24 protein-coding genes and 2 pseudogenes are annotated in these 25,521 nt (G+C 40.4%); 14 read left to right on the top strand and 12 right to left on the bottom strand.

Features of this window, described 5'->3' with window-relative positions; translation table 11 throughout:
- Positions 1-27 precede the first annotated feature (27 nt).
- Complete coding sequence (gene pta, locus KAN5_RS06960) at positions 28-2,178, bottom strand: phosphate acetyltransferase (RefSeq protein WP_016709310.1); 2,151 nt, start codon at positions 2,176-2,178, stop codon at positions 28-30.
- A gap of 2 nt (positions 2,179-2,180) precedes the next feature.
- On the bottom strand, positions 2,181-3,395 hold the full coding sequence (locus KAN5_RS06955) for an acetate kinase (RefSeq protein ID WP_016709311.1): 1,215 nt from the start codon (positions 3,393-3,395) through the stop codon (positions 2,181-2,183).
- Positions 3,396-3,726: 331 nt separating this feature from the next.
- On the opposite strand from KAN5_RS06955, the gene yfbV reads away from it, so the two are divergent.
- On the top strand, positions 3,727-4,173 hold the full coding sequence (gene yfbV, locus KAN5_RS06950; RefSeq protein WP_016709312.1) for a terminus macrodomain insulation protein YfbV: 447 nt from the start codon (positions 3,727-3,729) through the stop codon (positions 4,171-4,173).
- On the opposite strand, the gene rlmA is transcribed toward yfbV, so the two are convergent.
- Genes rlmA through xthA form a run of 3 tightly spaced genes read right to left on the bottom strand, consistent with a single transcriptional unit; the run spans position 4,157 to position 6,446 of the window.
- Positions 4,157-4,966, bottom strand: coding sequence for a 23S rRNA (guanine(745)-N(1))-methyltransferase (rlmA, locus tag KAN5_RS06945; protein ID WP_016709313.1), 810 nt, complete (start codon positions 4,964-4,966; stop codon positions 4,157-4,159). The two genes, yfbV and rlmA, sit on opposite strands and share 17 nt — an antisense overlap.
- Positions 4,963-5,634 (bottom strand): energy-coupling factor ABC transporter permease, encoded by a 672-nt coding sequence (locus KAN5_RS06940; RefSeq protein WP_244390807.1) that lies wholly within the window; start codon positions 5,632-5,634, stop codon positions 4,963-4,965. Before KAN5_RS06940 ends, rlmA begins: the two co-directional genes overlap by 4 nt.
- A 5-nt stretch (positions 5,635-5,639) precedes the next feature.
- A complete protein-coding gene (gene xthA / locus KAN5_RS06935) occupies positions 5,640-6,446 on the bottom strand; it encodes an exodeoxyribonuclease III (protein WP_016709315.1) in 807 nt (268 codons plus the stop codon).
- Between the two features lie 298 nt (positions 6,447-6,744).
- Between xthA and KAN5_RS06930 the strand changes: the two genes are divergently transcribed.
- From KAN5_RS06930 to rluB, 3 genes and pseudogenes are all read left to right on the top strand, one after another.
- A complete protein-coding gene (locus KAN5_RS06930) occupies positions 6,745-7,263 on the top strand; it encodes a calcium-binding protein (protein WP_016709316.1) in 519 nt (172 codons plus the stop codon).
- Positions 7,264-7,406: 143 nt separating this feature from the next.
- A pseudogene (gene scpB / locus KAN5_RS06925) lies at positions 7,407-7,998 on the top strand (SMC-Scp complex subunit ScpB).
- Positions 7,995-8,864, top strand: a complete 870-nt coding sequence (rluB, locus tag KAN5_RS06920) for a 23S rRNA pseudouridine(2605) synthase RluB (protein WP_016709318.1) — start codon at positions 7,995-7,997, stop codon at positions 8,862-8,864. The pseudogene scpB and the gene rluB overlap by 4 nt, the downstream one beginning before the upstream one ends.
- A 141-nt stretch (positions 8,865-9,005) precedes the next feature.
- Here the strand turns inward: rluB and KAN5_RS06915 are convergent, their stop codons facing one another.
- Positions 9,006-9,953: a LysR family transcriptional regulator gene (locus KAN5_RS06915; RefSeq protein WP_016709319.1), complete on the bottom strand. Its 948-nt coding sequence runs from the start codon at positions 9,951-9,953 to the stop codon at positions 9,006-9,008.
- A gap of 104 nt (positions 9,954-10,057) precedes the next feature.
- Here KAN5_RS06915 and aceK point away from each other — a divergent pair.
- The 4 genes and pseudogenes from aceK (at position 10,058) to KAN5_RS06895 (ending at position 13,641) form a co-directional block, all read left to right on the top strand.
- Positions 10,058-11,847, top strand: a pseudogene (gene aceK / locus KAN5_RS06910) (bifunctional isocitrate dehydrogenase kinase/phosphatase).
- An 83-nt stretch (positions 11,848-11,930) separates the two neighbouring features.
- Entirely contained in the window at positions 11,931-12,323 is a 393-nt protein-coding gene (locus tag KAN5_RS06905; RefSeq protein ID WP_016709321.1) for a hypothetical protein, read from the top strand.
- 27 nt (positions 12,324-12,350) lie between these two features.
- Complete coding sequence (locus tag KAN5_RS06900) at positions 12,351-13,313, top strand: zinc-binding dehydrogenase (RefSeq protein WP_244390806.1); 963 nt, start codon at positions 12,351-12,353, stop codon at positions 13,311-13,313.
- Positions 13,314-13,386: 73 nt separating this feature from the next.
- A complete protein-coding gene (locus KAN5_RS06895; protein WP_016709323.1) occupies positions 13,387-13,641 on the top strand; it encodes a DUF2999 family protein in 255 nt (84 codons plus the stop codon).
- An 89-nt stretch (positions 13,642-13,730) separates the two neighbouring features.
- On the opposite strand, the gene KAN5_RS06890 is transcribed toward KAN5_RS06895, so the two are convergent.
- Together KAN5_RS06890 and KAN5_RS06885 are read right to left on the bottom strand one after the other, a co-directional pair.
- Positions 13,731-14,189, bottom strand: coding sequence for a GNAT family N-acetyltransferase (locus KAN5_RS06890; protein WP_244390805.1), 459 nt, complete (start codon positions 14,187-14,189; stop codon positions 13,731-13,733).
- Positions 14,190-14,202: 13 nt separating this feature from the next.
- The gene (locus KAN5_RS06885) at positions 14,203-14,901 is read right to left on the bottom strand and encodes a flagellar brake protein (protein WP_138555833.1); all 699 of its coding nucleotides are present in this window, start codon (positions 14,899-14,901) and stop codon (positions 14,203-14,205) included.
- Between the two features lie 190 nt (positions 14,902-15,091).
- Here KAN5_RS06885 and lepB point away from each other — a divergent pair, with 190 nt between their 5' ends.
- Together lepB and KAN5_RS06875 are read left to right on the top strand one after the other, a co-directional pair.
- Positions 15,092-15,739, top strand: coding sequence for a signal peptidase I (gene lepB, locus KAN5_RS06880; RefSeq protein WP_244390804.1), 648 nt, complete (start codon positions 15,092-15,094; stop codon positions 15,737-15,739).
- An 84-nt stretch (positions 15,740-15,823) separates the two neighbouring features.
- Positions 15,824-16,390 (top strand): GNAT family N-acetyltransferase, encoded by a 567-nt coding sequence (locus tag KAN5_RS06875; protein WP_244390803.1) that lies wholly within the window; start codon positions 15,824-15,826, stop codon positions 16,388-16,390.
- A 56-nt stretch (positions 16,391-16,446) separates the two neighbouring features.
- On the opposite strand, the gene KAN5_RS06870 is transcribed toward KAN5_RS06875, so the two are convergent.
- Together KAN5_RS06870 and KAN5_RS06865 are read right to left on the bottom strand one after the other, a co-directional pair.
- Positions 16,447-16,623 carry a DUF6435 family protein gene (locus tag KAN5_RS06870; protein WP_138555835.1) on the bottom strand — a complete coding sequence of 59 codons (177 nt, stop codon included), beginning with the start codon at positions 16,621-16,623 and terminating at the stop codon, positions 16,447-16,449.
- Positions 16,624-16,800: 177 nt separating this feature from the next.
- Positions 16,801-17,580 (bottom strand): hypothetical protein, encoded by a 780-nt coding sequence (locus KAN5_RS06865; protein WP_244390802.1) that lies wholly within the window; start codon positions 17,578-17,580, stop codon positions 16,801-16,803.
- Between the two features lie 325 nt (positions 17,581-17,905).
- Between KAN5_RS06865 and KAN5_RS06860 the strand changes: the two genes are divergently transcribed.
- Positions 17,906-18,313 (top strand): hypothetical protein, encoded by a 408-nt coding sequence (locus KAN5_RS06860; protein WP_016709330.1) that lies wholly within the window; start codon positions 17,906-17,908, stop codon positions 18,311-18,313.
- Positions 18,314-18,423: 110 nt separating this feature from the next.
- On the opposite strand, the gene KAN5_RS06855 is transcribed toward KAN5_RS06860, so the two are convergent.
- Positions 18,424-18,849 carry a transporter gene (locus tag KAN5_RS06855; RefSeq protein WP_202799310.1) on the bottom strand — a complete coding sequence of 142 codons (426 nt, stop codon included), beginning with the start codon at positions 18,847-18,849 and terminating at the stop codon, positions 18,424-18,426.
- Between the two features lie 723 nt (positions 18,850-19,572).
- Between KAN5_RS06855 and KAN5_RS06850 the strand changes: the two genes are divergently transcribed.
- Positions 19,573-19,980, top strand: coding sequence for a hypothetical protein (locus KAN5_RS06850; protein WP_016709332.1), 408 nt, complete (start codon positions 19,573-19,575; stop codon positions 19,978-19,980).
- A gap of 58 nt (positions 19,981-20,038) precedes the next feature.
- Here KAN5_RS06850 and KAN5_RS06845 read toward each other — a convergent pair whose 3' ends face one another.
- Positions 20,039-21,208: an MFS transporter gene (locus tag KAN5_RS06845; RefSeq protein ID WP_016709333.1), complete on the bottom strand. Its 1,170-nt coding sequence runs from the start codon at positions 21,206-21,208 to the stop codon at positions 20,039-20,041.
- A gap of 306 nt (positions 21,209-21,514) precedes the next feature.
- Between KAN5_RS06845 and KAN5_RS06840 the strand changes: the two genes are divergently transcribed.
- Positions 21,515-22,432 (top strand): Gfo/Idh/MocA family oxidoreductase, encoded by a 918-nt coding sequence (locus KAN5_RS06840; RefSeq protein ID WP_244390801.1) that lies wholly within the window; start codon positions 21,515-21,517, stop codon positions 22,430-22,432.
- A gap of 130 nt (positions 22,433-22,562) precedes the next feature.
- Positions 22,563-25,481 carry a UvrD-helicase domain-containing protein gene (locus KAN5_RS06835; protein ID WP_244390800.1) on the top strand — a complete coding sequence of 973 codons (2,919 nt, stop codon included), beginning with the start codon at positions 22,563-22,565 and terminating at the stop codon, positions 25,479-25,481.
- Positions 25,482-25,521: the final 40 nt, after the last annotated feature.

The following is a 25,521-nucleotide window of genomic DNA, read 5'->3' as shown; positions in this document are numbered from 1 at the left end:
CAGCATTTGATCACTTTATTTTAAGTGTTAGTTGCCTTGTACTTGCGCAGCTTGAATGGCTGTCAAGGCGATGGTGTAGACAATATCGTCCACCAACGCACCTCGGCTTAAGTCATTAACAGGTTTACGCATACCTTGCAGCATCGGGCCAATGCTGATCAAGTCAGCACTGCGTTGTACGGCTTTGTAAGTCGTGTTACCGGTGTTTAAATCTGGGAATATAAACACGGTTGCCTTACCGGCCACGGGGCTGTTGGGTGCTTTTTTAAGAGCGACATTTTCCATAATTGCGGCGTCGTATTGCAGCGGCCCATCGATGATCAGATCTGGGCGCTTTTGTTGTGCTAACTTCGTTGCTAGACGGACTTTCTCAACATCCGCGCCAGTGCCAGATGTCCCGGTACTGTAACTTATCATAGCGACGCGCGGCTCAATACCAAATGCCGTCGCCGAATCAGCTGATTGAATTGCAATATCAGCCAGTTGCTCTGCTGTTGGATCCGGGTTAATTGCGCAGTCGCCGTATACCAGTACTTGATCCGGTAAAAGCATAAAGAACACGGATGAAACTAATGAAGAACCGGGTGCTGTTTTTATTAGTTGTAGCGGCGGGCGAATTGTATTGGCGGTGGTGTTAACTGCACCAGAGACTAAACCGTCAACTTTACCGCGCGCTAACATCATAGTACCCAGCACCACGTTATCTTGTAATTGCTCAAGTGCTACTACTTCAGTTAACCCTTTGTTTTTACGAATTTCAACCATGGGAGCAACATAGTCGTTGATCACATCTTGTGGTTCGATAATAGTCACATTTTCGTTAAGCTCAACACCTTGTTGCATTGCGATACGTTCTATTTCTTCTCGATCGCCTAACAAAATGGTCTTGGCTATACCGCGTTGGCCACAAATAGCTGCGGCTTTAATAGTGCGAGGTTCGTTCCCTTCAGGCAGCACAACGGTTTTCGCGGCTTGACGCGCTTTGTCGGTGAGTAAATAGCGAAATGCAGGTGGCGACATTTTACGTGTTTTTCCAACACTTTTAGCGAGGGAATCTAACCAATCAGAATCAATATGGCTGGCATTATGATGTTTAACTTTATCAATACGCTGTATGTCATCACACGGTACTTCCATATTAAAGTTATGTAGCAAAAATGAAGTACGCCAAGTGTCTTCATTAGTAATGAGTATAGGTAAGCCTGTGGCCATTGCCTGTTCACATAGTGTCATAATGCGCGGTTCAGGTTTATAACCACCGGTTAATAAAATAGCACCTATTTTAGTACCATTCATGGCTGATAAACAGGCTGCTACTAATACATCTGAACGGTCGCCAGGGGTGACTAACAAGGCGCCTGGCGTAAAGTGATTTAAGATATTAGAGACGGTTCTGGCACAAAAAGTAACGCGGCGAAGACGACGGTGCGCCATATCACCTTCATTGATCACTTCAGCTTTTAAATAAGCACATAAATCTTTTACTCGCGGTGCTACAAGTTCAAAATCCCATGGGATTGAGCCTAGTAACATAAAGGGGTGTTTTCTAAATATGGGTAATGATGCTAAACGGTTCAGTTCGTTTTCTAGTTGATCAGGTTTGTGTGATTCAACCAAATCAGCACGAGCTCTCCCTTCATCATCCAGCGGAGCATTGACTTTATTAAAAATGCAGCCCAACACACGAGCATGATCAACACTACCATAATAGCCAGCCGCAATTTCTAATCTGTCTTCAATTTGGTCATTACTGTCATTCCCTGGTGTGAGTACAAACACAATATCAGCCCCAAGGGTTTGTGCGATTTCACGGTTTACTCGCCCGGCATAAGGTTGACGGCGAGTTGGCACCATGCCTTCTATGATGGCAACAACATCATCGCCAATGGCGTTTTCAAAGCGCTCGACTATTTCTTCAAGTAAGTCATCGCCTTTACCATCACCAATCATTTGCTCTGCGTAATCAAGGGCAAAAGGAGTGGGAGGGGTAATCGCTGATCCTTGTGTTACTATTTGGGTTGATTTTTCTGGCCCAGTTTCCCCTGAGCGAGGCTGTGCAATTGGCTTGAAAAAATTAACTTTAACGGTTTTTTGCTCAAGTGCGCGTACTAAACCAACCGATACTGAGGTTAAGCCAACCCCAGTTGAGATTGGAACTAACATAATTCGACGTGCCATTGTTACTGCTCCTGTGCAATTGCTGCGGCATCACGGGCAATTACCCATTCTTCATTGGTTGGCATTACCACCGCTTTTGTTGAGGCGTTATCAGAACTTATCACACCTTGTGTGCCAAAGCGGGCGGCAAGATTTGCGTTATTATCACAATCAAGGCCGAGGAAGGCGAGTTGCGTAATCACTTTGTTACGAATGATATCGGAGTTTTCACCAATACCGCCGGTAAAAATGAGAGCATCAAGGCGTTGTAGTGGCACCATAAATGCGGCCACTTGCTTTGCTAAGCGATAACAAAACATCTCAAGTGCTAAAATGGCTTTTTCATTGCCTGCTACAGCCGCTTCTTCTATGGTACGGCAGTCATTTGATAATTCGCTAATACCTAGCAAGCCGCTTTGTTTATTTAATAAATCGTCAATTTGTTGAGCATCATAATTTAGTTGGGTGGTTAAAAAATTAAATAAGCCAGGATCAATATCACCGCTGCGGGTGCCCATCATTAACCCTTCAAGTGGCGTTAACCCCATACTGGTATCGACACTTTTACCATTTTTAATCGCACACACTGAACAACCATTACCTAAGTGGGCGCTGATAAAGTTACTGTGTTCTATTGGTTGATTGAGCAGTGCCGCTGTTTGACCTGCAACGTAATAATGGCTTGTCCCATGAAAACCGTAGCGTCTAACCCCGTAATCTGCGTATAGCTTATAGGGTAGAGCATATAAGTAAGCAATTTTATCCATAGTTTGATGGAATGCAGTGTCAAAAACAGCGATTTGTGGCAGGCCTTGGAATGACGCTTGTGCAGCAGCTATACCGAGTAAGTTAGCGTGACCATGTAATGGGGCAAGCGTTGCTGCTTGGGTAATGCCTTTAATAACCGCATCATCAATCAGCATTGACTTGGTGAAGTGCTCACCACCATGCACTACACGATGACCGACTGCGATGAGGTTATTCGCTAAACTATACTCATTAATGAGTTTAACCAGTGTGTCGATTGCTTCTTTGTGTGCTTGATTTACTGCCAATTCAAGGAGGTGTTTTTTGCCTAAGTATTTGTATTTAATTGATGGAGATGACGATCCTAAGCGCTCAGCCAAGCCGGAAATGATTTCTTCAGAGCTGGTGGCATCTAAAATAGCAAATTTTAAACTTGAACTTCCACAATTAAGAACAAGCACGTGGTGAGGCGATGAAGGTTGCGCAGACATATCAGGATCCCATTTTTTAACAATTTGGTAAGTGCACATTAAGCTTAGTTGTTATATAACTAACTATCGAACAAGATTGACTAAAGTTAGCGTGTTAGCGGTCGATAAATTGGTATCGGATACAGTCAATGGCTATACTAAAGTTTAGTTAACTTAATATGCGTTTATTTTACCTGATTAATTTATTTATGGTAAGTTTAAACCATGATCAAAAACAGGTTTTGGACGAAAGGTGGAAGGGATTTTACACAGAAATGTTGCCGTCAATGTGGTATACTCGCTTGCGTTAGGCAAACATTTATAAATACACCAGCGACACCTAGGAGTCATGATGCAAAAAAGTGTGATGTCACAAGTTCAAACTGGTCGTGAATACGCTAAAAAATGGCCGATGCGTAAAGAGCTAGCGCCTATTTTCACGGAGTTTAGAGTAATTAAAGCCACAGAGCTGGCGATTACTGTTATGCCAATTTTGGCAATGCTCACTTTATTTATGCAAATTAATTATTTAGGCAGCAGTTTTTTACCGCAAGCTATCGCCATTGCATTGTTTTTTTTATCGTTACCATTACAAGGCCTCTTATGGTTAGGTAAACGCGCAGACACTCAGCTTGAGCCGGCAATGGAGCATTGGTATAAAGAGTTACACAGCAAGATGGTTGCTAACGGTTACCAAGGGCATACCCCAAAAGAGAAACCGAAATACGCTGAATTGGCCCATTTACTTAATGATATGTTTGATAAAATGGACCGCGCATTTACTAAAGAGAATCTGTAAGACGTGTAAATTGGCTTACATAAAATGACAAGGTGACCACTTGCTCACCTTGTTGCTCTAACTGTTGCCAATGCTCTGGGCGAAACTTCCACGCAAAGGGAGTCATGGTTATCAAGTTCTTCACATCATTAAATGGCAAGCTTATTTGTTGCTCTAACAATGTTTGCTCTATTAGCTCAAATCCATCCGGTACACTAATGGCTGTATGTGCGTTAACGTCACGGTAGATATAGTGTTTCAACTCTTTTAAATGCCATGGGCCTGGGCTTGCCACAATTAGTGTTCCATCGGATTTTGCTAGGCGCGCTAATTCAGCATCAAATAATGGTGCAAAAATACTCACTAATACATCGGCCATACCGTCATTAAACGGTGCTTGACTAATTGACGCTACACTAAAATTACAATGCTTGTATCGCTTCGCGGCGAATTTAATGGCTGATTTTGAAATATCGACCCCATATACTTTTGCATCACATGCATTGGCTATCGCTTGTGTATAAAAACCCTCGCCGCAGCCTAAATCAATCACATATTGCGGGCGGTGCGTAGCAACGCGCTGAGCAATGGCTGTTTGTAAAAACTGATAATGGCCAGTTGCTAAAAAAGCGCGTCGTGCTTGCACCATGTCGAGGTTGTCGCCGGGGTGTTTGGAATTTTTTTGTTGTACTGGCAATAAATTTACATAGCCTTCTTTGGCCGTATCAAAGCTATGGTTGTTACTACATTTGAGCACATTAGTCTGTAATGTAAGCGTTTGTTGGCAAAGTGGGCATTGATAATCAAGACTCATGAGTCTAGGTAATCCTTGTCGTAAAAAGTTTTAACCCAATGTGGGCGATAGGTGATCAATAAAGTTATGGCCATCCCATTGAGCATGGCTTCAGGAAACCAAATGATGGCACATAAGTAGAGGTAATTTTCACTTAATTCAAACCAGTTATAGCTACCGGTTAAATAATAAAATACGCTCACAGCAATAATCTTCAAACAGGCAATTAAAGCAGCACAAATAAACGCACAGACAAAGATATAGATAAAAAAGTGTCGTGGCAGGAGGCTGTAACAGAGTATAAAAAGACCATAGCTGACTAAAATGGGCAAATAAGCGCTAAGTAGTAAATGCACGGGTAACTGCGTGATACTAATTTGATTAAAGGCGGCTAAGAGTAAGCTGGCAAGCGTAGCGCTGAGTAATGCAAAGCGCCACCCTAAAATTAGTGTGATGGCGGTCACACCAAGTATGTGTAATTCAAGGCCCGGCAAGATACCAGCTTTAATACGCCACAGCAGTATAAATACTAAGGCACACGCGAATACACCGGTTTGTCGTGCTGGTGTTGCAAGTAACCGTTGATATTGTTTTTTACTAATACTGAGCAAAAAAATGCAGCCGACAATAAGCCAAGTCATTACTTGAATAGTGCTGTTTATTATCGGCGCTTCTATTAGCTCAAGCATGTTATTTAGCTAAAAGTAGACCAAATTGGTGCATGATCTGATGGTTTTTCGATACCACGTAGTTCATAATCAATGCCAGCATCGCTGCAGCGGGCAGCCAATGCTGGGGTTGCTAAAACAACGTCTATACGCAGGCCACGATTATCATCAAAACCTTTTGAACGATAATCAAACCATGAATATTGCTCTATTGTGTCTGGGTGTAATTCGCGGAATGTGTCTTTAAAGCCCCATTCAAGCAAAGTTGCAAGCCATTGACGCTCTTCAGGTTGAAATGAGCATTTACCGGTTTTTAACCAGCGCTTACGGTTAACCTCACCAATGCCAATATCAAGATCGGTTGGAGAGATATTAATATCACCCATTACAATCACATCTTCTTCACTATTGTGATGGGTGTTTAAATGGGTCATAAGATCGCGATAGAATTGGCGCTTATATGGAAATTTAACCTCATGGCTGATGTTATCACCTTGTGGGAAATAACCATTCATTACGGTTAAATCACGGCCGTTTTCTTGAGTGACCGTAACACTGATCATACGTTTTTGCGATTCTTCACTGTCTGTTGCAAATCCTTTAACCACAGATTTAGGTTCATTTTTGCATAACATCGCTACACCATAATGGGCTTTTTGGCCATGAAAATACACGTGGTAACCCATTTTTTGCACATCTTCGAGTGGAAAAGCTTCATCGTGTACTTTTATTTCTTGTAAACCGATTATATCAGGCTGATGTTTATCAATAATTGCTTGTAGTTGATGCAGGCGAGCTCGCAGCCCATTAATGTTAAATGAAATTACTTTCATGGCTAGACCTTTAAATTAGAGTTAGCTTTTCATAGATTATGCAAATTCTACCATCAAATAAGGTCGGGTACATGTGCTTATTTATTAAAAATACCTTGCTTAAAATACAAGCAAAATAGTGAAATGTTTAATTATGTAGCTCATCTGCAACTTTTACATGCTTTTATGAAAGCATTGCAGTAAACACTGCTGTCAAATAATTTTAAAACTTTAAGTTTATGAATTTAAAGGTTTTTAAAGTTGGCGTTTAATTTGTATATATTTTCTTGCATTTAATTTAACTACAAGGAAATGTCTTATGAAAAAGTTAACTTTAGCAGCTACAATTTTAGCAACGGTGAGTTTATCAGCTTGTGCTACATCTTCAATGTCAAAAATTGACAGTGATTTTGGTAGCTTAGATAACGATGATGACGGTTTTATCTCAAAAGCAGAAGCTGACGACGATAATATTTGGCAACATTTTTCAAATATTGATACGAATATGGATGAGCAACTCAGTCGTCAAGAATTTAATACTTATATGCAGCTTAACACAGGCAAAGTTGCCAGTGATAGTGAAGTGAGTGATTCAGCCTTTAAAGCTGAAATCGCGAAATTTGATCCTATAGAAAATAACTTCAGCTCATTAGACAATGACAGCAATGGTTATATTTCAGTGACAGAAGCCAATGATGACGATATAGCAAATCATTTTGGCTATATGGATAAAAACCAAGATAAACGCGTCAGTAAGCAAGAATTCATTAGTTATATTCAAACTTATGGCAGTGATGTTGCCGAAGATGAAGCTCTTGAGATGATAAGAAAGAGTTAATTTATCAAAGTTAAATAGAAAACCTCAATGCCAATAACTGTGTTATTGGCATTTTTTATAGATATTTAACGATAGTTTTTCCCAGTTTAAGTTTGATCTGTCATAATATTACGTTACGCAAGTTTATTAGGTTAGAAATAGGTATGGCGGGGCGACGAATTAGTGATGAACAACTTGTTGAGATCATTGAAGCGGCTATTTTTGTTGCTGGAAAACCCCTTTAGTAAGCGGCACTTAAAAGAAACGGTATTAGGTGATTTGAGTGTGTCGATGACGCGCATTAACCTCGCACTTGAACAAATCCAAATTCATTATCAAACCCGAGGTATCCGGCTAGTTGAAGTGGGTAGCGGCTTTCGATTTCAAGCCTGTGCGAGTTTAGCGCCTTGGTTAAATAACCTCTGGCAAGAACGCGCACCTAAATATTCTCGCGCTTTATTGGAGACGTTATCGCTCATCGCGTATCGTCAACCGATCACCCGAGGAGAAATCGAGCAAGTCCGTGGCGTCACTGTTGGCTCGGGTATTATTAAAAGTCTGCTCGAACGTGAGTGGATACATGTTGTTGGCCATAAAGAGGTGCCAGGTAGGCCTGCTTTATATGCGACAACCAAACAATTTTTAGATTATTTTTCGTTAACAGGGTTAGAAAATTTACCGCCACTGCCAGAGCAGCAGCAAAGTAAAATAGACCAGTTATTGAGTGATCCTTCTGTGAGAGAACTGTCCGAATGAGTATACAAGGTGAAAAGTTACAAAAAGTATTGGCAAGAGCGGGTGTTGGCTCTCGTCGTGAAATGGAAAAATACATTGATGCAAATCGCGTGAGTGTTAATGGTAAAGTGGCAAAGTTAGGTGACCGCGTAGAAGAAACGGATTTGATCCGTGTTGATGGTCACACCGTGAAGATTGAAGAAAAAGCAGAACGCATTTGCCGCGTTATCATGTATAACAAGCCGGAGGGTGAGTTATGTACACGAAAAGATCCAGAAGGGCGCCGCACAGTATTTGACCGCTTACCTCGTATTGATGGTGAACGCTGGATTGCTGTGGGCCGACTAGATATAAATACTGCAGGTTTAATGTTATTCACCAATGATGGTGAACTTGCCAATCGTTTAATGCACCCAAGCTATGAAGTTGAGCGTGAATACTCAGCCCGTGTATTTGGTGAAGTAACAGCTGAAACCATCAAAAACTTAAGTAAAGGCGTTGAGCTTGAAGATGGCATGGCTAAATTCCTAAACATAAAACCATTGGGCGGGGAAGGCATCAACCGTTGGTATAACGTTACTTTAACTGAGGGACGTAATCGTGAAGTACGTCGTTTATGGCAATCTCAAGATGTCGAAGTATCTCGGCTGATCCGTATTCGTTACGGTAAATTAGAGCTCGATAAACGCTTACCACAAGGTGGTTGGGCTGAGCTTGATCTAGAGACGGTTAACTACTTACGTAAAACAGTTAAATTAGGTCGTGAAACACAAACTAAATTATCAGTAATGCCTGAAAAGCGTAAAGATAAGCGCGCTAAAATTAATCAAATTCGTAAAGCTGTTAAAAAGCACAATAATCGCGTCAAACAAACTAAACGTCGTTAATCGGTGTTCAGTTTAAAATAAGCGATTATCGGCACAGCGTCGTTAAGCGAACGAATGACAAACAGCTAAAATCCGTAATGAGCAAAGCTTATTACGGATTTTTTATCGTTATTTACACCACATTGAACTGTTCTTTACTCATTACCTATCAGCAATCGTTTGCGCAAATGCTAATAATTCACGACGTAGCCATTGGTGAGGACTGGCATGGTGAAGCAGCGGACTCCAGAGCATTTTTACTTCAATAGGCACAATTTGAAAGGGAACGGGGCTTATGACTAACTCTGTATGTTTTGTAAGTAACATGGCTTGTCGCCGTGGCAGGGTGGCAATTAACTGAGGTGACTGGCAAAGCAAGCTGGCTATCATATAGTGGCGGGTAAACACCCTAATATGACGAGTTTGTTCAAGTTGCCATAAAGCTTCATCGACCCACCCTAGTTTTTGACTGCCGGATTTATTTGTCACCGCAGCTTCTGCTCCCCAACCTGCACGATTAACCCAAATATGCTCACTTGCTAAATAGTTTTCTAAATCAGGCTTTTGCAAGAAAGAGTTTGCAGGGTGCATTAAGCAGCAATAATTGTCACGCCACACACTGGCTTGGTGAAACGAGCGGGGTAAGCCATTAAAACGATTGATAGCTAAATCAATACTGCCTTTTTCCATATCTTGTAGGCTGACATCACTTGGACTCAGCACATCAAAGTTTAATCCCGGATGTTTATTCAGCTGTGCGGTAATAAAAGGCGCGACTAAGGTTGACTCTAAATAATCGTTGGCCATTATGCGAAATGTTGCTTGTGCTGTGCTTGGATCAAAAACATCACTGGGTTGGGTGATAGCTTCAGCCATTTTTAGTAAAGCTTCAATTTCAGGCTTTAAACTCAGTGCTTTTGCGGTTGGTGTCATTGAACCTGCGGCGCGTACTAGCAGAGGATCATCAAACAAATCTCGTAAACGCTTTAATGCGTTACTCATTGCAGGTTGGGTGAGCGCTAGTTTATTTGCTGCTTTAGAGACATTTCGCTCATCTATGAGTACATTTAAGTACACCAGCAGGTTGAGATCGACATTACGTATATTCATTTAATCAATCTTATTTATTCGCTGTATTAATTATCTAAATTAAAGCCTGCTTGCTAAGGTGTGTAAACCAGTAATGAAAAATAGTCGCCATAAGTGATAAAAATATGCCTGAATTAGAGCCGCCACAATCCGTGTCAGTTGAGCTAGAAAACGCACTGCAGCAAGTGATTGCGACTAAATTAGCCCGAGCGGTGTTTGCAGGTTTTGAAGCTATGTTCGCAGAGTTTTTAAATATCACCTTAGGAGCGCAAAGTCGCTTTGAGCAGCAACAGTGGCAAGGTGTTCAGTCAGCAATGCGAGAGCGATTGCAAGTATACGAACGGCAAGTTAAAAATGTTAGTGAGGCGGTGCGGATCATTGCATTTCAAGAATTGCATGAACCACAACTTTGGCAACAGGCAAAACATATTTATGGGAAAATGGTTGCAGAGCATGAAAATCAACCGATTGCGCATACGTTTTTTAATTCCACATTTGGCGCTATTTGGGATGATAAAAAAATCCGCACCGTGCATTTGTTTGTATTAAAAGCCAAGTACCGAGCAAAACCGCGGCCATTTGATAATTTAGTGAGTCGCATTTCTTTACAAAATGGTTTTACTAATGCGGTTCAGCAACTCATTTACCGCCAAGCTTTTCGGGTTCAATTTATTGATTTAGGAAAAGATATTGATAATTTACAGCGTACGCTCCGAGCCGGTGCAAAGTTGCAATGTCGCCAAGTGTATGAGTTACTAGATTTAAATGACGGCTATATTGAATACGCTAATTCACTTTTTTTAGAAATAAAGCCTGTTATTTAATTGGCCGCTGCATAGCTAAGAATGGTGATAATATGCCATTTGCAGTTGCCATTTTGAATACAGATAGCGGCTTAACGTTAGATGCGGTAATGATGGGGGCCGATCAACTGAGTTTACTCTTTGGCTTTGCTCGTACTTATTTTATGGTCGATACCGATCAACCCGCACGCTATGTTGATTACTTATCTGTACTAATGCCCCATAAACAACGTTTTGAGTTATTTAATGCCATTGGCTTTATTAAACATGCTAAAACGGAGTTTTATCGTTACAAAGTAGACACGACGAAAAATAGCCCTATTGATGATAAATATATTATTGCCCCAGGCACGCCAGGCATGGTGATGTTGGTATTTACCACCCCGGGCTCTGATTATGTGTATAAGGTGATAAAAGATAAATTTAATGCGCCAAAAACAGCCAGCAAAGCACAAGTAATGGCAAAATATGACTTCGTAAAACAAGCCGACAGAGTGGGTCGTTTGGTCGACACCCATGAATTTCGCTATTTGGCTTTTGACTTAAGCCGCTTTAGTGATGAGTTACTTGCGCAAATGCAGACTAATATTGCCAGTAGTATATCAATTGCAGATAAAGCGTTAGTGCTCAAACATGTCTATGTGGAGCGTAAAATGACCCCGCTGAATCTTTATATCAATCAATGCGATGATATTAAGCTGAATAAAGTTATGGATGATTATGGCCAAGCAATAAAAGACTTAGCGGGAGCAAACATTTTTCCAGGTGACATGTTAATGAAAAACTTTGGCGTCACTCGGTGGGGGCGCGTAGTATTTTATGATTATGATGAAATTTGCCCACTTACACAGTGTCATTTTAGGCAATTACCCAGTAGTGAAAATAGCTTTGATGAACTCAGTAACGAAAGCTATTTTGATGTTGACGAAAACGATGTATTCCCAAGTCAATTCAAGGTGTTTTTTAGTGCAGATCAGCGTGCATTTAGTTATTTTTGTCAGCAGCATAATGATTTGTTCAGCCCTGAATTCTGGCAACAGTGCCAAGCACAGATTAACGCCGGTCACGTTTACGATGTATATCCTTATAAACAGAGTTGGCGATTTACATAAGTTAGCCACAAGTCTGATAGGTGTTCTTTACCGCAACAGGTACAATTTATAAACACTAATAAGAAGACTTAAAAGGATATACCATGAAAACATTACTTTTAACGGGGATATTACTTACCTCACCTTTAGCTTTAGCTAATCCACTGCTCGGTAGTTGGGAGTTTGTAGAGGGGAAGTATGCGGTAGAACAAGGCTATGTCACTGCCAAAGCCCCTGAGCTTACGTCCATTAAATTAATTACAGCTACTCACTTTAACTACATTACGCAAAAAAACGGTGAATTTCACTATGCAGGTGGTGGTAAGTACACGTTAAAGAACCAACAGTTTGTTGAAACATTTGCGTATGGCAATATTCCATCATTACTTGGTAAAACCATGGCTTTTGATTACAAAATTGAGGATAACTTATGGCATCATTCTTTAACTGAAAATGGTAAGTTAGTTGAAGCCGAAGTATGGCGCAAAATCGACTAAAGTTAGCTAACCGACCAAGGAGCCACAATGCAATTTATATCTCATCACGAGCAGCAACTAAGCTTGAGTGACACTGACAAACCTCAATTGCAACCGAACGAAGTCCTAGTGAAAGTGGCCGCAATAGGGGTTAACCGCGCCGATTGCATGCAGCGCCAAGGTAAATACCCAGCACCAAAAGGTGATAGCCCTATTTTAGGGCTTGAATGTGCAGGAACAGTGGTTGCACTCGGCACTGAGGTTGATAGCAATTGGCTTAATCAATCAATATTTACCTTGTGCTCAGGCGGAGCTTATAGTGAATATGTGGCTGTTGATGCCGGTCAAATGATGCAATTACCTGATAGTTTAACTATGGTACAGGGCGCAGCAATCAGCGAAGTCTATTTAACCGCGTTTGGAGCATTATTTCAGCTGGGTAACTTACAGCAAGGGCAAACAGCACTTATTCACGCGGGTGCCAGTGGTGTAGGTGGCGCGGCTATTCAAATGGCAAAACGTGTTGGTGCAACGGTGGTGATCACCGCCGGCAGTGATGAAAAATGTCAGCATGCTAAACAGTTAGGTGCCGATCACGTCATCAACTATAAAACCACCGATTTTGCTGAATATATGCAGCATCATCAGTTAACTGCTAACGTTATTGTTGATCCTGTCTCGGGGCGTTATTTAAACAAAAATGCTGAGATTGCAGCAATGGATTGCCAAATTATTATGTTAGCGTTTTTAGATGGCCGCTTTGCAGAGGTAGACTTTGCCCGTTTATTACAAAAACGTATCTCATTTCATGCTTCAACACTTCGTAACCGAAGCCAAGCATTTAAACGCCAACTTCGTGATGAGTTTGTTGCCATGTTTTATGATGATATTGCCAATCAACGCTTTGATTTTAATATTTATAAAACGCTACCATGGCAACAGGCTATGCAGGCGCATGAAATATTAGAGCGTAACGAAAATGCCGGAAAAGTAGTGTTAGAAGTGCAGTAAATTAATTATGTAGGTTTAAAATCCGCAGTTAGCCCATATAAATGAGAGTATCTAAAAAATAATAAGGCATACAATGAACCCAATTATTGCAACATTAAAAGAGCATAACGTTAGCGACGAAAAAGTACATGAGCTTTTTCAAGCGTTTACCCAAAACCCAATGATGGCAATGGCCCTTGTTCAGCAGCTAGGTATTCCACCAGAGAAACTACAAGCGTTAATGGGGTTAGTAATGACACAACCACAGTTAATTAAAGAAGCTGCAGTGTCTTTAGGCATCACAGATGGCGAGCTTGAAAAAGCCAAAGAGCAATATAAAAATCAATAATTATTGATTGGTACACTGTCAGCTTTGGTTTGTTAATACAGTCGAGCTGACAGCTGAACCGTGTAAGTTAAATCGTTAAACAGCTGGGGTTATGATTTAATCATGTATAAGCAATTAGCTAATGGTATTTCACCGGGATAGTCTGCGAATGTGAAGCCAAATTTCTGATAAGATTTAATAGCCGTTTCATTATGCGCTAAAACAAACAGTGAATACGCTTTTAGTTTTAACTCTTGTTGCCCAAGCTCACATAAATGTGACATAAGCTTTGCTGCGATCCCTTTACCACGAAATTCGGGGTTCACTACTAATCGGCTTAGGTGGCATTTATCTAAACGTTGATAAAACTGCCCAAATGCTAAAAATTCTGACTTATTTGATATAAGTACAAATGAATTCAGTGAACTCACCTTGAGATCTTCAGTAAAAGAATATAAATCAAATGGATACCTGAAATTTGGACCAGACCAATTGGTTAGCTCTTGTTCATTAGAAAACCAATCCATGATTGTTATTAGATGATTCTCTGTCGGTTTAATTAACTTCATATTGAGTGAGTACTCATTGGCCAATATCAATGGCGTAAGCGGCTAGTAAGTTATGCATTTTTTGCTGCTCTGATCCAGCAAATTCAATTCCAACATTTAAACGGTTGCCTTGCATTTGGTTATTGCGAACATGCGCGCAAATCACAACAGCGTTGTTGTCGATGGGGGATAGTAAATGCACAAATACTTGACGTTTTTTAAGTGCTAAGAACCCAGAGTTAACGTGGACGGTAAAGCGACAACCTGTGGTGGAAATATCAATAATGATCCCTTGTAATAGATTTTCGCTGTCATAATTTTGATCTTTATTGATACTAATTTTGGCTGGAATATGCGTTTGTAATCTGTTTACTTCACGCAACTGCCTGCTTTCAATTTGTTTAGGATAAGTAAGGTAGATTAATTTTTCTGGTCGAACTGCAATGGCTAAAATTGTGGTTGAAAATGCTACACACTCACCTCGTTCACCTTCAACAATGTAACGTACAATTGCCCCATTACCTTCTTTGAGCACATCACTATACTGATTGTTTTTTGCTTGAGGTGGATATTTTAAAATTAAATATTTACCGGTCTCGTAACCAATTAAAGTTAATTTAAACCTGACTGTTAATGGGTTGGTAAATTGGATATCAATTATTTTGCCAGGTAAGAGGTCTAAACAAAATTTGGCTTTGCTATCGAGAGTTGCCTTAGCTTGAGTAATTTCCATATATTTTGTAGTAATTATTATTTGTTTCCAAATAGTATCCTTTAAATGAGCTAAAAAATCACTACGACAAACGAGTGGTATTAAAAGCTTATTTTAAGTAGCACAAAGACATACTTTGTTACAAAGTTAACTGAACGGATAAGTACAGAATATGTCTATTTAAGATAAGTAAATAGAATGGATCAACATAATGAAATACCTTTATAAAATATGGAAGAAAAACCGCTCTTTAATCGTATTTATTTCGCTTATGTGTGTGTTTAGAAGCGCAGTAGCCGATTGGTACGAAGTACCGACAGGCTCAATGAAGCCAACGATTGTAGAAGGAGATCGGATTTTTACCGATAAAATGGCCTATGATTTACGGGTGCCATTTACGAAGATTTCACTGTTGAAAATAGCAGAGCCACAAGCAGGCGATATTATTGTATTTGATTCTGTTGCAGCGCAAAATCGGTTGATAAAACGGGTGATAGGTGTACCCGGTGATAGCGTAGCTTTGGTCGATAATCAGTTAGTGATAAATGGTAAACATTTAAATTACGACCCTGTGAGTGAAACTCCAATAAATCGCGTAGCAACAGAGAACCTCAATGGTATAAAGCACGCAGTTAAATTGTCCAAACAGCGCTCTGCAATGCAAAATTTTGCACCCGTTATCATCCCTGAAGACATGTACTTAGCAATGGGTGATAACCGTGATAATAGTGCTGACTCCAGAGTTATAGGTTTAGTTCCTAGAGCCGAATTGCTCGGTAGAGCTAAGCGAGTGATCGTTTCTCTTGATTATGATGACTACTATTTACCCCGTAAAGATCGGATTTTAAAAGCACTCTAATTAGTATTTTGTCCGTATTAATTTGAACTAAATTAGGAACTAAGTTAGGCTACTTTTTTGGATTCATTGCTTCAAGGAGATGCTATGCCTAATAAGTCTACGCCTATAATCGACACTGAACGTCTGCAACTACGGCCGTTAGATGTCAGTGATGCTGAGAATTTACTCGCTATTTTTGCAGATCCAATCGTTATGGAGTATTGGCATACACCCCCTTGGCAGTCACACTGTGATGCTATTGATTTTATTGCCTCAAGCCAGGCTGCCAGCGAACAACAAAAACAAGTTTGTTTGGCCATGATTTTAAAATCGACCCAACAGTTGATTGGTAAATGTATGCTGCATAACTATGTACCTGATTCAAAGCGTGCTGAAATTGGTTATGCTCTTAGTCCTCAATATTGGGGCAAAGGTTTAGTTTTTGAGGCAGCACACGCACTGCTAAGTTATGGCTTTAAAGAAATAGGTTTAAGGCGGATAGAAGCAGAATTGGACCCTGACAATGCTGCATCGGCAAAAACACTTGAGCGTCTTGGTTTTATTAAAGAAGGATTATTACGTAAACGCTGGGAAATCAACGGCGTGATTTCAGATTCAGCCTTATACGGTTTATTAGTGGGTGACTTACATCAAAATAATAGTAAAGCGTAAAAATTTACCTATCGCATAGATACCTGCGCTCTCGAATAAAAATAACTGTAGTTTATTTAAGTGATTTTGTTTTCGAGAGTTTTAATTTTATCGAGTATTTGCTCTGCTTCAAAGGTGAGTTGTGAGTAGCCTTTAATATCGCCATTTCGTTGTGAGAACATAGCTTGTTCAAGTTTGGCGCTGTATTGTTTATTAAGTTGTTTCAGTGGATCTTTTTTAAAAAATGAAAACATTATTGTCACTTGTATTTTTAAATGTATGTAAGCCATTACGTAATATGCGCAATAATCGATTAGTGTAGACTGCAATAAATAAAACATCATTACTTAGCTGGAAAGTCATACAAAGCTGAGCAGTAAATACGCATTACTTTACTTCATTCAGCTCTTTACTTTTCAAACGAGTGTTTATTACGGGATAGGGCAAGCGGGATGTTCAGCGAGTACTTGAGTAACAATTTGCCCAAAAAGAGCCTGTTGTTGTTGCTCTAATTCAAGAGCCGAAGTAAAGGGGATCGCATCGGCTAATTCACCGGTGATAATTTCATAGAAGGTCATGGCGGTCAGCATATTACCTGCATAAGAGGCATGGTTTCCATCAGCATTGTATAACTTAGCTGTTGGCATCACGGCTAATACGCGATTCCAAACCAGACCTACAGGTGCAACACAACTGGGCTCTTGTTGGCTAATCGATTGATGTAAATTATAGACACGATCAGCTTCAGCAGGATTGCCACGTTGCGGGTGCTCAGGGAATAAAATAGGCATGACATTGTTTGCTTTGGCAGTTGCGATTAAATGCCGGGCTGCATCTGTAGAATAGTAGACCGTGCCTGATTGGGAGTATTTCTGTCCTTGAAATATAGCGTGGCTCCAACTGTTTTGCTGTAATTGTTCTAAATTTCCAGTCACGGCGACAATCTCATCTAAAAATCGACCACTTATTGTTACTGTGTCTATTGTACTGTTTGGCAGTTGACTAGTGACAAGCACTTTAAGCATTGCACCTAATTGCGCACTGTGACTGTTACCATAAATAATCACTCGATAATCTGCGGGAACGCCATTATCAACCGTGGTCGCCGTTTCGGATTGCGTTGTTTGAACATTTGCAGCGCCAGCCCCACAGGCCGTTATATTACAACAAATTAAAGTCCATAATATGAATACTAAGTATTTTGGCTGCATGATTACTTTCCGAATAAAGCATTAAACTACACCTTTGCTATAGACTGATGAGTATATATGTCAATTCATTAGTTATCAATTTGGTAACAAAAAACGTTTTTCTAAGGTAACACTCAGCTTTTTGAACACATATAAGTTAAATTAAGTTACTAGTAGATCAAATTGTTGATTTGTGGCTCGAACTTGGGTGTTAGACTAAAGTCTATGAGTTAATTTTCTTCATCTATTAGGTTTAGTTTTATCGTTTGTCGAAAGTGAGCTAACACTCTAAAGTTCAATTGTCGGCAACAGTTACGACGCGACTCAACCAAATAGGAATATAATCATGAAACTTACACTTATCAAAACCATCGCACTTGGCTCATTATTAACTTGCTCAGCAGCGGCTATGGCTGGCGGCAGTGACTATAAGTTAATGGTTATTGAGCAGGCAACAGCGCCACAGCAACTAGAAGAGTCTTTCAATGGTTGTGTACTAAATGTCAAATCAAAAAATTATGAGCAGGCAGAAGCAATTTGTACAAAAGCAATTGCGCTTTTAAAAGAAAGCGGTAAGTCAAAACTTAAAGTACGCGAGCTGACGTCGTACGCACTAAGTAACCGTGGAGTGTCACGCTTAATGGCTAAAAATGATGCAGCTGGCCTGTCAGATCTATACGAAGCAGCACAAATATCTGACAGTGCAATGGTTTCACATAACTTAACTCGCGCCAAAGAATACCTTTCACTATAAGCTTACAGGTTATAGAAAACCCATATTGATTAACTCAATATGGGTTTTTTGCGTTTATAGCGCAGGGAATGGCGAGTATGCTGCAAACCTGATGTAACCATTTGCCGCTATTACTGTATAAAAATCTGCGTTACGGCTATATCTGCTGCGACCACCACAAGCAATGCGGCCATCAATAAATTTATTACTTCAAAGTAGTGTGCGTTTGTCATATGTTTACCTATGGCTCTGCCTGCAAGTGAATAATTCGCTGGTGCGCCAAATGCTAATAACGCCAAGATACATGACCACAATACAATACTGCTTCCAGCAATGCCCGCGGCGGGAAATTGAATGGTGGTAATGGGCAAGGTGGCAGCGAGGGCTTTGCGGTTAAGTAGTTGCATAAATAGGCCGTTACTAAAGGTTAGCGACTTTATATTGGTTGCTTGGTTATCATCAAAATTGACCGGTGTTTTAGCTACCCTAACCGCGATATAGAGAATATATAAACATCCCGCAAAATTTATAACTGGCAATATTTTTGCTGGGATCAATGCAATTTCTATATAACCTAGAGTACAAATAGCAAAAGTATTGCACTTGCTACACCGGCAAAAAAGCCTAGGTGTGCATTGGTTTTATTATTGATACCACTTTGCAGGCCGAGCAAATTTATTGGTCTAGGGGTATAAGCGAATATTTCTAACATAGTGAGCCTTTGTAATTTAGCGCGAGAGTTGTCGTTGATATTGCGTGGACGTTAAACCAAAAACACGCTTGAAGTGGCGGTTTAAATGACTGTTATCGGCAAAGCCTGCATCTAATGCGGCTCGCGAGGTACTCAAACCGGATTCTATGTATTTTCTCGCTTGGATGATCCGACAGTTCAACACATATTGGTGGTGGTGTGATGCCAAATTGTTGGTTAAATAGACGAATGAAATAATACTTCGACATAGTTGCGGCAGCTGAAATTTCATCAATCTAGATGTCATGAGCTAAGTTTACCATTTTGCAATCTTTTGCCTTAAGAATAGGGTGTCTTTTTTGAGCTGAGACTGAGAGGATCAATTGCGCAATTTCAGTGTGCTTAAGTTATATCAGTAATTTTTATTGTTTGTTTTTATTCGTACTTTTCCTGTTTGTATTAGACTAAAGTCTATGAGTTAAATTCCTTCACCTATTAGGTTTATTTTTATCGTTTGTCGAAATAGTGAGAACAGCTTAAAGTTTAACTGTCGGCAACAGATACGACGTAACCAAATAGGAATATAATCATGAAACGTACACTTATCAAAACCATTGCTCTTTGCTCATTATTTACTTGCTCAGCGGCTGTTATGGCTGATCAGAGTGATTACAAATTAATGGTTATCGAGCAAGAGACTGCACCGGTACAATTAGAAGAGTCATTTAATAGTTGCGCACTCAATGTTAAGTCAAAAAATTACGAACAAGCTGAAGCGATTTGCACAAAAGCAATTGCTTTGTTAAAGCAAAGTGATGGGCCGAGAATGAAAGTTCGTGAGCTAACATCATTTGCTTTAAGTAACCGTGGTGTATCTCGTATGATGACAAATAATGATGCGGCTGGCATTTCCGACTTCTATGAAGCAGTGCAAATTGCAGACAGCGTGATGGTTTCTCATAACTTAGCGCGTGCTAAAGAAAACCTTTCTTTATAGATTTTAGTTATAAAAGAGAAACCCCATACTGAGTATATTAGTATGGGGTTTTTTTGGATTACCCCGCGACAGGGGTATTGTCAGTGGAAATACTTTTAAGGCTTTTTATCAGCATATAAATACAGGTAGTGAATAAACAGCCGCCTAAATACACCATAATGCCGTTTGCTGAGTCAAATAGGTTAGCCGCAAGTAGCGGACCAAATACCGAGCCAAAACTGTAGCTCAATAACATAATTTCGGTTGCTGAGACTATTTTTTCGATTGGTAATGCATCACACGCCAAGGTGATGGCGATAGGGTAAAGTGCAAAACTTGCTGCCCCTAATATAAAGTAACTAGCGATCAATACATTAAAATGCACAGCTTGCATGATACCAACGACCCCCAGCGCACCAAATAAACAAAATAACGCCATTAACAAGCTTTTTGCCATTCGTGTAGATAGGTAACTTACTAAAGGCTGCACGAGCATGCCACCTAAAATGACGGTCGCCATTAAGGTACCAGTGAAAGCGGCTTGTGCACTTTGCTCGGCAATATAAACAGGCATTAAACCATAAATTGGACCAAGTACTAATCCTGAGACTAAGCAACCTAAGATGGCTGGGCGGCTCAATTGCTTTAACTCAGTTAATTGTAGTTTTTGCGACTGATGGCTTTGCGGCTGACCTGACTTTATGAGTAGTGGTGCTAACATTGCGACAAATAAGAGTGCAATAACAAATAAATAAGGAAGTGCACCACTGGTGCCTAGTGGATCAATGGCCAGTTGGCCAACTGCACTACCGCCGTAGAGGGATGTCATATACAGGCCTAATCGTTTTGCACGTGCTTTGGCTGTATCGGTCATCAATAACCATGACTCTACCACTACAAATACACCTGCGACAGCAATCCCTGCGACAAAGCGAGCTAAAAGCCACACATGAGCTTTTGGAAAAATAAGCTGGGCGGTAACACTAACAATTAATAAACTCAGAAATACCATAAAGGCATGTCGGTGGCCTATTTTTGTAACAATACGTTCAATAAAAAAAGCACCGATTAATAAGCCAAGATAAAACACACTTGCTAGCCAAGAAGCAAGTTCGTTATCCAGCCCAAAAGCGTTCAATGATAGAGGAATGAGGCTCATTAAAAAGCCAGATGCAATCGCAAAAAAAGATAAGCCAATAACAGGTGCAAGAGGATTATTTGGTTTATGACCGGCTGTGAGCTCAACCATTAGGATATCCGATTTAAAGGGCGTAAATAATTGCTTGAGGGAACTTTAATGACCAGCAATTATTTTGAAGTGGTTAATTTTACGGCGAATTTAATCCGATTTTGAACTCAAGTAAAGTTATATTTGAATATTTACTCGATATTTTATTTATAGCGATCAGTTAGGTAAATTTACGGGTTATTTACGTCATTTTAGTGTCTTTTTTTTAGCAATATTGTTTAGAAAATGTAGTTGTTTTATCAATCTAAAGAATAACTTGGTATGCTGTATTCTTGGTTTTAATTCTCATCAAGGGACAACAGTAAAATGCGTAAACTAACAATCGCTCTAGTCGGACTTGGCGATATAGCACAAAAAGCTTATTTACCTATTGTCACACAGCATGCGCAGATCGATCCTATTTTTTGTACGCGAAATGAACGGCTGTTGAGCAAATTAGCTTCGCAATATCGGGTAGAAAAACACTTTACTGATTATCAAGATGTATTAGCGTGCAAACCAGACGGGGTGATGATCCATACGAATACTCAGTCGCACTATGCTTTTGCGAAACAAGCGCTTGAGCAAAAAATTGCCACATTTGTAGATAAACCATTAGCGTATAGTTTTAGTGAAGTGAGTGAGCTTATTGAACTGGCGACTAAACAGAACACGCCATTATTTTTAGGCTTTAATCGCCGCTTTTTACCAATTATGGCCGATATTGCAAAGCCAAAAATACGCCATCTTAAATGGCAAAAAAACCGCTTAAATTTACCAGCACAGCCGCGCACCTTTATTTTTGATGACTTCATTCATGTGGTTGATAGTTTATGCCATTTTGCAAATGTAGAGCGTTTTGATCAACTTAACCAGTTACAGGTGTTTTCACAATTAGATCCACAAGGCTTACTGGCTGCTATACATATTAGCTTTGAGTTTGAGGGGCGGTTATTTCAAGGTGCGATGGATAGATTAAGTGGATGTAATGAGGAAGTTGTTGAAATAACCGGTTTGAATGAAAAGTGGCGGATTGAATCACTCACTAATCTGACATCGATGGTCAATGAAATACAACAGCCTGTGCCGCAAAAGGATTGGCAGCCGACATTATATAAACGGGGCTTTGAATCGATGCTAAATGCATGGTTAGCGGCAGTTAAAGCGCAGCAAGTTGACCAATTACAGCTTAAAAAAGATAGCTTAACGCATGAGCTGTGTGAGTGGCTGGTTGCACACGTATAAAACACTAGTAAGCTATTTTACTCTGAAACGATTACAAGGAAGCTGTAAAATAAATAGCGTTATTTTCAGATTTATTGAGTTGCATGCTTTAAAATACAGGTAATTAATTTTATTAAGGAATTCAGCAGTAATGAATTCTATTCCAGTTAGCCTGTTTGGTCTGATGTTTGCGAGCAAAGCACGCTTAGCATTTGATGAGCATGTGCTTGTCATTCGACAAGGTAATACAGTGACTTCCATTGAGTGGGGGGAGTTGTTGGCGCCATTATCTTTCTCTTATGGGGTTTTCGGGCAAACTATTCGCTTTGCCACAGCTGAGCAAAACTATACATTTTTGATGCGAGCGTATGGCATTCACCGACAAATTAAAGCGAGCTGTGAGCAATATTGGCTGCAAGCCAATGTGGCTAAACTTAATGCGGTATTGACTAAAATATCGCAATTTGTCGAGCTGCGATACTTACGTCAATCTCATGTGGCCAGTTTAAAGCAAGCTGCACGTGATGAATATAAGCGCTGGTTACCTTGGGTAAAACAAAGCCCTGTACTGAGCTTAGTTGCTAATAAAATAACGTTACTTGAACAATACGCTAATTGGCATGAACGACTTACCCAACATTTACAACAGCGCTATCTTACTAAGCAACTTAAATTACACGCCCACTTTTTTGATTCGGTCGAGAGCAACCCTTTAACACATAGTCAAAGGCAAGCATGTATTATTGATGACGACAACAATTTATTGTTGGCAGGGGCGGGTACCGGCAAAACCAGTGTAATGATTGGCCGAGCAGGTTTTTTAGTCACAAGTCAGCAAGCGCAATACAGTGATATTTTATTGCTGGCGTATGGCCGAAAAGCCGCTGATGAAATGGATGAGCGGATCCAAACCAAACTCGCCACAGATAAAATAAAGGCTGCAACCTTTCACAGCATTGGCCTTGCGATCATTGCTAAGGTTGAAAATGCCAAACCCAGCATGAGTGTGCTCGCCCAAGATGAACAAGCAAAAGCTAAGTGGGTACAACAATCTTTTGAGTCACTGATTGATAATAACGAGCGTTATCGCACTCTAGTGCTGGATTATTTTAGCAAATATTATTACGTTGAAAAAAATGAGGTTGATTTTAAAACCTTAGGCGATTATTACAGCTACTTAAATGATAATGACATTCGCAGTCTCAAAGGCGACAAAGTAAAAAGCTTTGGTGAACTGTATATTGCTAATTGGCTGTTTTATCATGGCATAGATTATCAATACGAAGCGCCTTACAAAGTAGCGGTTAAAACCATTGACCGTAGTCAGTATAAGCCCGACTTTTATTTGCCTGAGTATGATATTTACATAGAGTATTACGGCATTGATGAAGCAGGGAATACCGCCCCGTATATTGATAAAACCCAGTACCACGAGGCAATGGACTGGAAAAACACCACCCATGCCAGTAATAACACTCACTGTGTAGCGCTGACCTATGGGCAACACAAACAAGGTATATTGTTAAGCGAACTCGAGCAGGCGCTAAAAAGTGTTAACGTGCACACTCAGATGTTGCCAGTAGAGTCACTGCTTGCGAGTTTAAAGGAAACAGGCAGAGTCACTGTTTTAGCGACGTTATTTGCACAATTACTCGGCTTATACAAAGGCACATGTTTAAGCGCTGCAGATGAAGTGAAGGTGATTAAGCGCTCGCTTGATGCCCAGCAAACCACGCAGGCACTGGCATTATTAAAGCCGATCCTCTCTCATTACAATACACACTTGCAGCAGCGCGGCGAGATAGACTTTGAAGACATGATCATCAAAGCCATTGAGTATGTGGAGTCAGGCAAGTTTCATTCGCCTTGGCGTTATATTATGGTGGACGAATTTCAGGATATATCTGAGCCAAGAGCGCGATTAGTTAAAGCCCTGCGTGATAGCCGTAAAGGGTGCTCGGTATTTGCTGTGGGTGATGATTGGCAAGCGATTTACCGCTTTAGCGGCGCAGATATAAAGTTAACCACACAGTTTAAAACGTATTTTGGTTTTACCACCGAAGCGCAATTGGACACTACTTTTCGTTTTAATAATAAAATAGGCGAGGTTGCCTCTGCCTTTATTAGTAAAAACCCAGCGCAGCTTAATAAAACCATAACGTCTTTAACTCAAGTACAACAGCCTGCGGTATCCATATTAAGACGTGGAAAGAAAGCACCGACTACTTATAATTATTATCAAAGCGAGCTTGCAGAGCTTGCTAATGGCGCAATAGACGATGTGCTTGGTGCAATTTATAGTACAGTGTGCAAACCCACTTCAGTTTACTTTTTAGCACGGTTTTGGTTTCAGCTACCAAGCAATGCAGATATTACCGCCATGCAACTGAAGTATCCGTTGTTAAAAATTCAATCGCAGACCTTTCATGCCGCAAAAGGCAAAGAAGCGGATCACGTGATCATTATCGGCTTGCAAAAAGGTAAGCATGGCTTTCCGAGTGAAAAAGCCACTCCCGCAATTTTAGAGGCATTATTACCAGCGAAAGAAGCGTTTACTTTTGCAGAGGAGCGACGGTTATTTTACGTTGCGCTAACGCGAGCAAAGCAGCGGGCGTATATTATTGCCGATATGACCAACAGCAGTTGTTTTGTTACTGAATTAATAGCTGAGCACAACATAGAGCTGCATGAATTTAGCACTGATAATGAACAATTCTACAGTGCAGATATAAACTGTATGCGCTGCAATAGCGGTGTTTTAAAAAAACAAACAGGGCGCTTTGGTGTGTTTTATTCATGCTCGCACTATCCACATTGCAAGCATAAAGAAAAACCTTGTCAGCAGTGTCAAAGCCCAATGACACGCAGCCGCTATGCAGGCTTTAAGGCGTGCGTTAATGAGTCGTGTAATCACATACAGCCTATTTGTGATAAATGCGGCGCTGAGATGGTGCTACGCCAAAGTGCTAAAGGGCTGTTTTGGGGCTGTAAAAACTATCAAGGTAATGAACCGCTCAGCTGTAAAAATGGCAAAGACAGTAAAGCAATAAAATGGCCGGAGCAGGTTTAAGTGGGCTCTTAGAAAGAGCCCATATTACTTTAAAGCAAGC

The organism is Pseudoalteromonas sp. KAN5 (assembly GCF_022846535.1).
In the GTDB taxonomy this organism is placed as follows: domain Bacteria; phylum Pseudomonadota; class Gammaproteobacteria; order Enterobacterales; family Alteromonadaceae; genus Pseudoalteromonas; species Pseudoalteromonas haloplanktis.
Note: the sequence above shows the minus strand (reverse complement) of the source record. Positions and strands in the feature narration are given on the sequence as shown.

Coding starts and splice junctions, on each gene's coding strand:
- pta (WP_016709310.1), bottom strand. CDS start 2,178: ATGGCACGTCGAATTATGTTAGTTCCAATCTCAACTGGGGTTGGCTTA.
- KAN5_RS06955 (WP_016709311.1), bottom strand. CDS start 3,395: ATGTCTGCGCAACCTTCATCGCCTCACCACGTGCTTGTTCTTAATTGT.
- yfbV (WP_016709312.1), top strand. CDS start 3,727: ATGCAAAAAAGTGTGATGTCACAAGTTCAAACTGGTCGTGAATACGCT.
- rlmA (WP_016709313.1), bottom strand. CDS start 4,966: ATGAGTCTTGATTATCAATGCCCACTTTGCCAACAAACGCTTACATTA.
- KAN5_RS06940 (WP_244390807.1), bottom strand. CDS start 5,634: ATGCTTGAGCTAATAGAAGCGCCGATAATAAACAGCACTATTCAAGTA.
- xthA (WP_016709315.1), bottom strand. CDS start 6,446: ATGAAAGTAATTTCATTTAACATTAATGGGCTGCGAGCTCGCCTGCAT.
- KAN5_RS06930 (WP_016709316.1), top strand. CDS start 6,745: ATGAAAAAGTTAACTTTAGCAGCTACAATTTTAGCAACGGTGAGTTTA.
- rluB (WP_016709318.1), top strand. CDS start 7,995: ATGAGTATACAAGGTGAAAAGTTACAAAAAGTATTGGCAAGAGCGGGT.
- KAN5_RS06915 (WP_016709319.1), bottom strand. CDS start 9,953: ATGAATATACGTAATGTCGATCTCAACCTGCTGGTGTACTTAAATGTA.
- KAN5_RS06905 (WP_016709321.1), top strand. CDS start 11,931: ATGAAAACATTACTTTTAACGGGGATATTACTTACCTCACCTTTAGCT.
- KAN5_RS06900 (WP_244390806.1), top strand. CDS start 12,351: ATGCAATTTATATCTCATCACGAGCAGCAACTAAGCTTGAGTGACACT.
- KAN5_RS06895 (WP_016709323.1), top strand. CDS start 13,387: ATGAACCCAATTATTGCAACATTAAAAGAGCATAACGTTAGCGACGAA.
- KAN5_RS06890 (WP_244390805.1), bottom strand. CDS start 14,189: ATGAAGTTAATTAAACCGACAGAGAATCATCTAATAACAATCATGGAT.
- KAN5_RS06885 (WP_138555833.1), bottom strand. CDS start 14,901: ATGGAAATTACTCAAGCTAAGGCAACTCTCGATAGCAAAGCCAAATTT.
- lepB (WP_244390804.1), top strand. CDS start 15,092: ATGAAATACCTTTATAAAATATGGAAGAAAAACCGCTCTTTAATCGTA.
- KAN5_RS06875 (WP_244390803.1), top strand. CDS start 15,824: ATGCCTAATAAGTCTACGCCTATAATCGACACTGAACGTCTGCAACTA.
- KAN5_RS06870 (WP_138555835.1), bottom strand. CDS start 16,623: ATGTTTTCATTTTTTAAAAAAGATCCACTGAAACAACTTAATAAACAA.
- KAN5_RS06865 (WP_244390802.1), bottom strand. CDS start 17,580: ATGCAGCCAAAATACTTAGTATTCATATTATGGACTTTAATTTGTTGT.
- KAN5_RS06860 (WP_016709330.1), top strand. CDS start 17,906: ATGAAACTTACACTTATCAAAACCATCGCACTTGGCTCATTATTAACT.
- KAN5_RS06850 (WP_016709332.1), top strand. CDS start 19,573: ATGAAACGTACACTTATCAAAACCATTGCTCTTTGCTCATTATTTACT.
- KAN5_RS06845 (WP_016709333.1), bottom strand. CDS start 21,208: ATGGTTGAGCTCACAGCCGGTCATAAACCAAATAATCCTCTTGCACCT.
- KAN5_RS06840 (WP_244390801.1), top strand. CDS start 21,515: ATGCGTAAACTAACAATCGCTCTAGTCGGACTTGGCGATATAGCACAA.
- KAN5_RS06835 (WP_244390800.1), top strand. CDS start 22,563: ATGAATTCTATTCCAGTTAGCCTGTTTGGTCTGATGTTTGCGAGCAAA.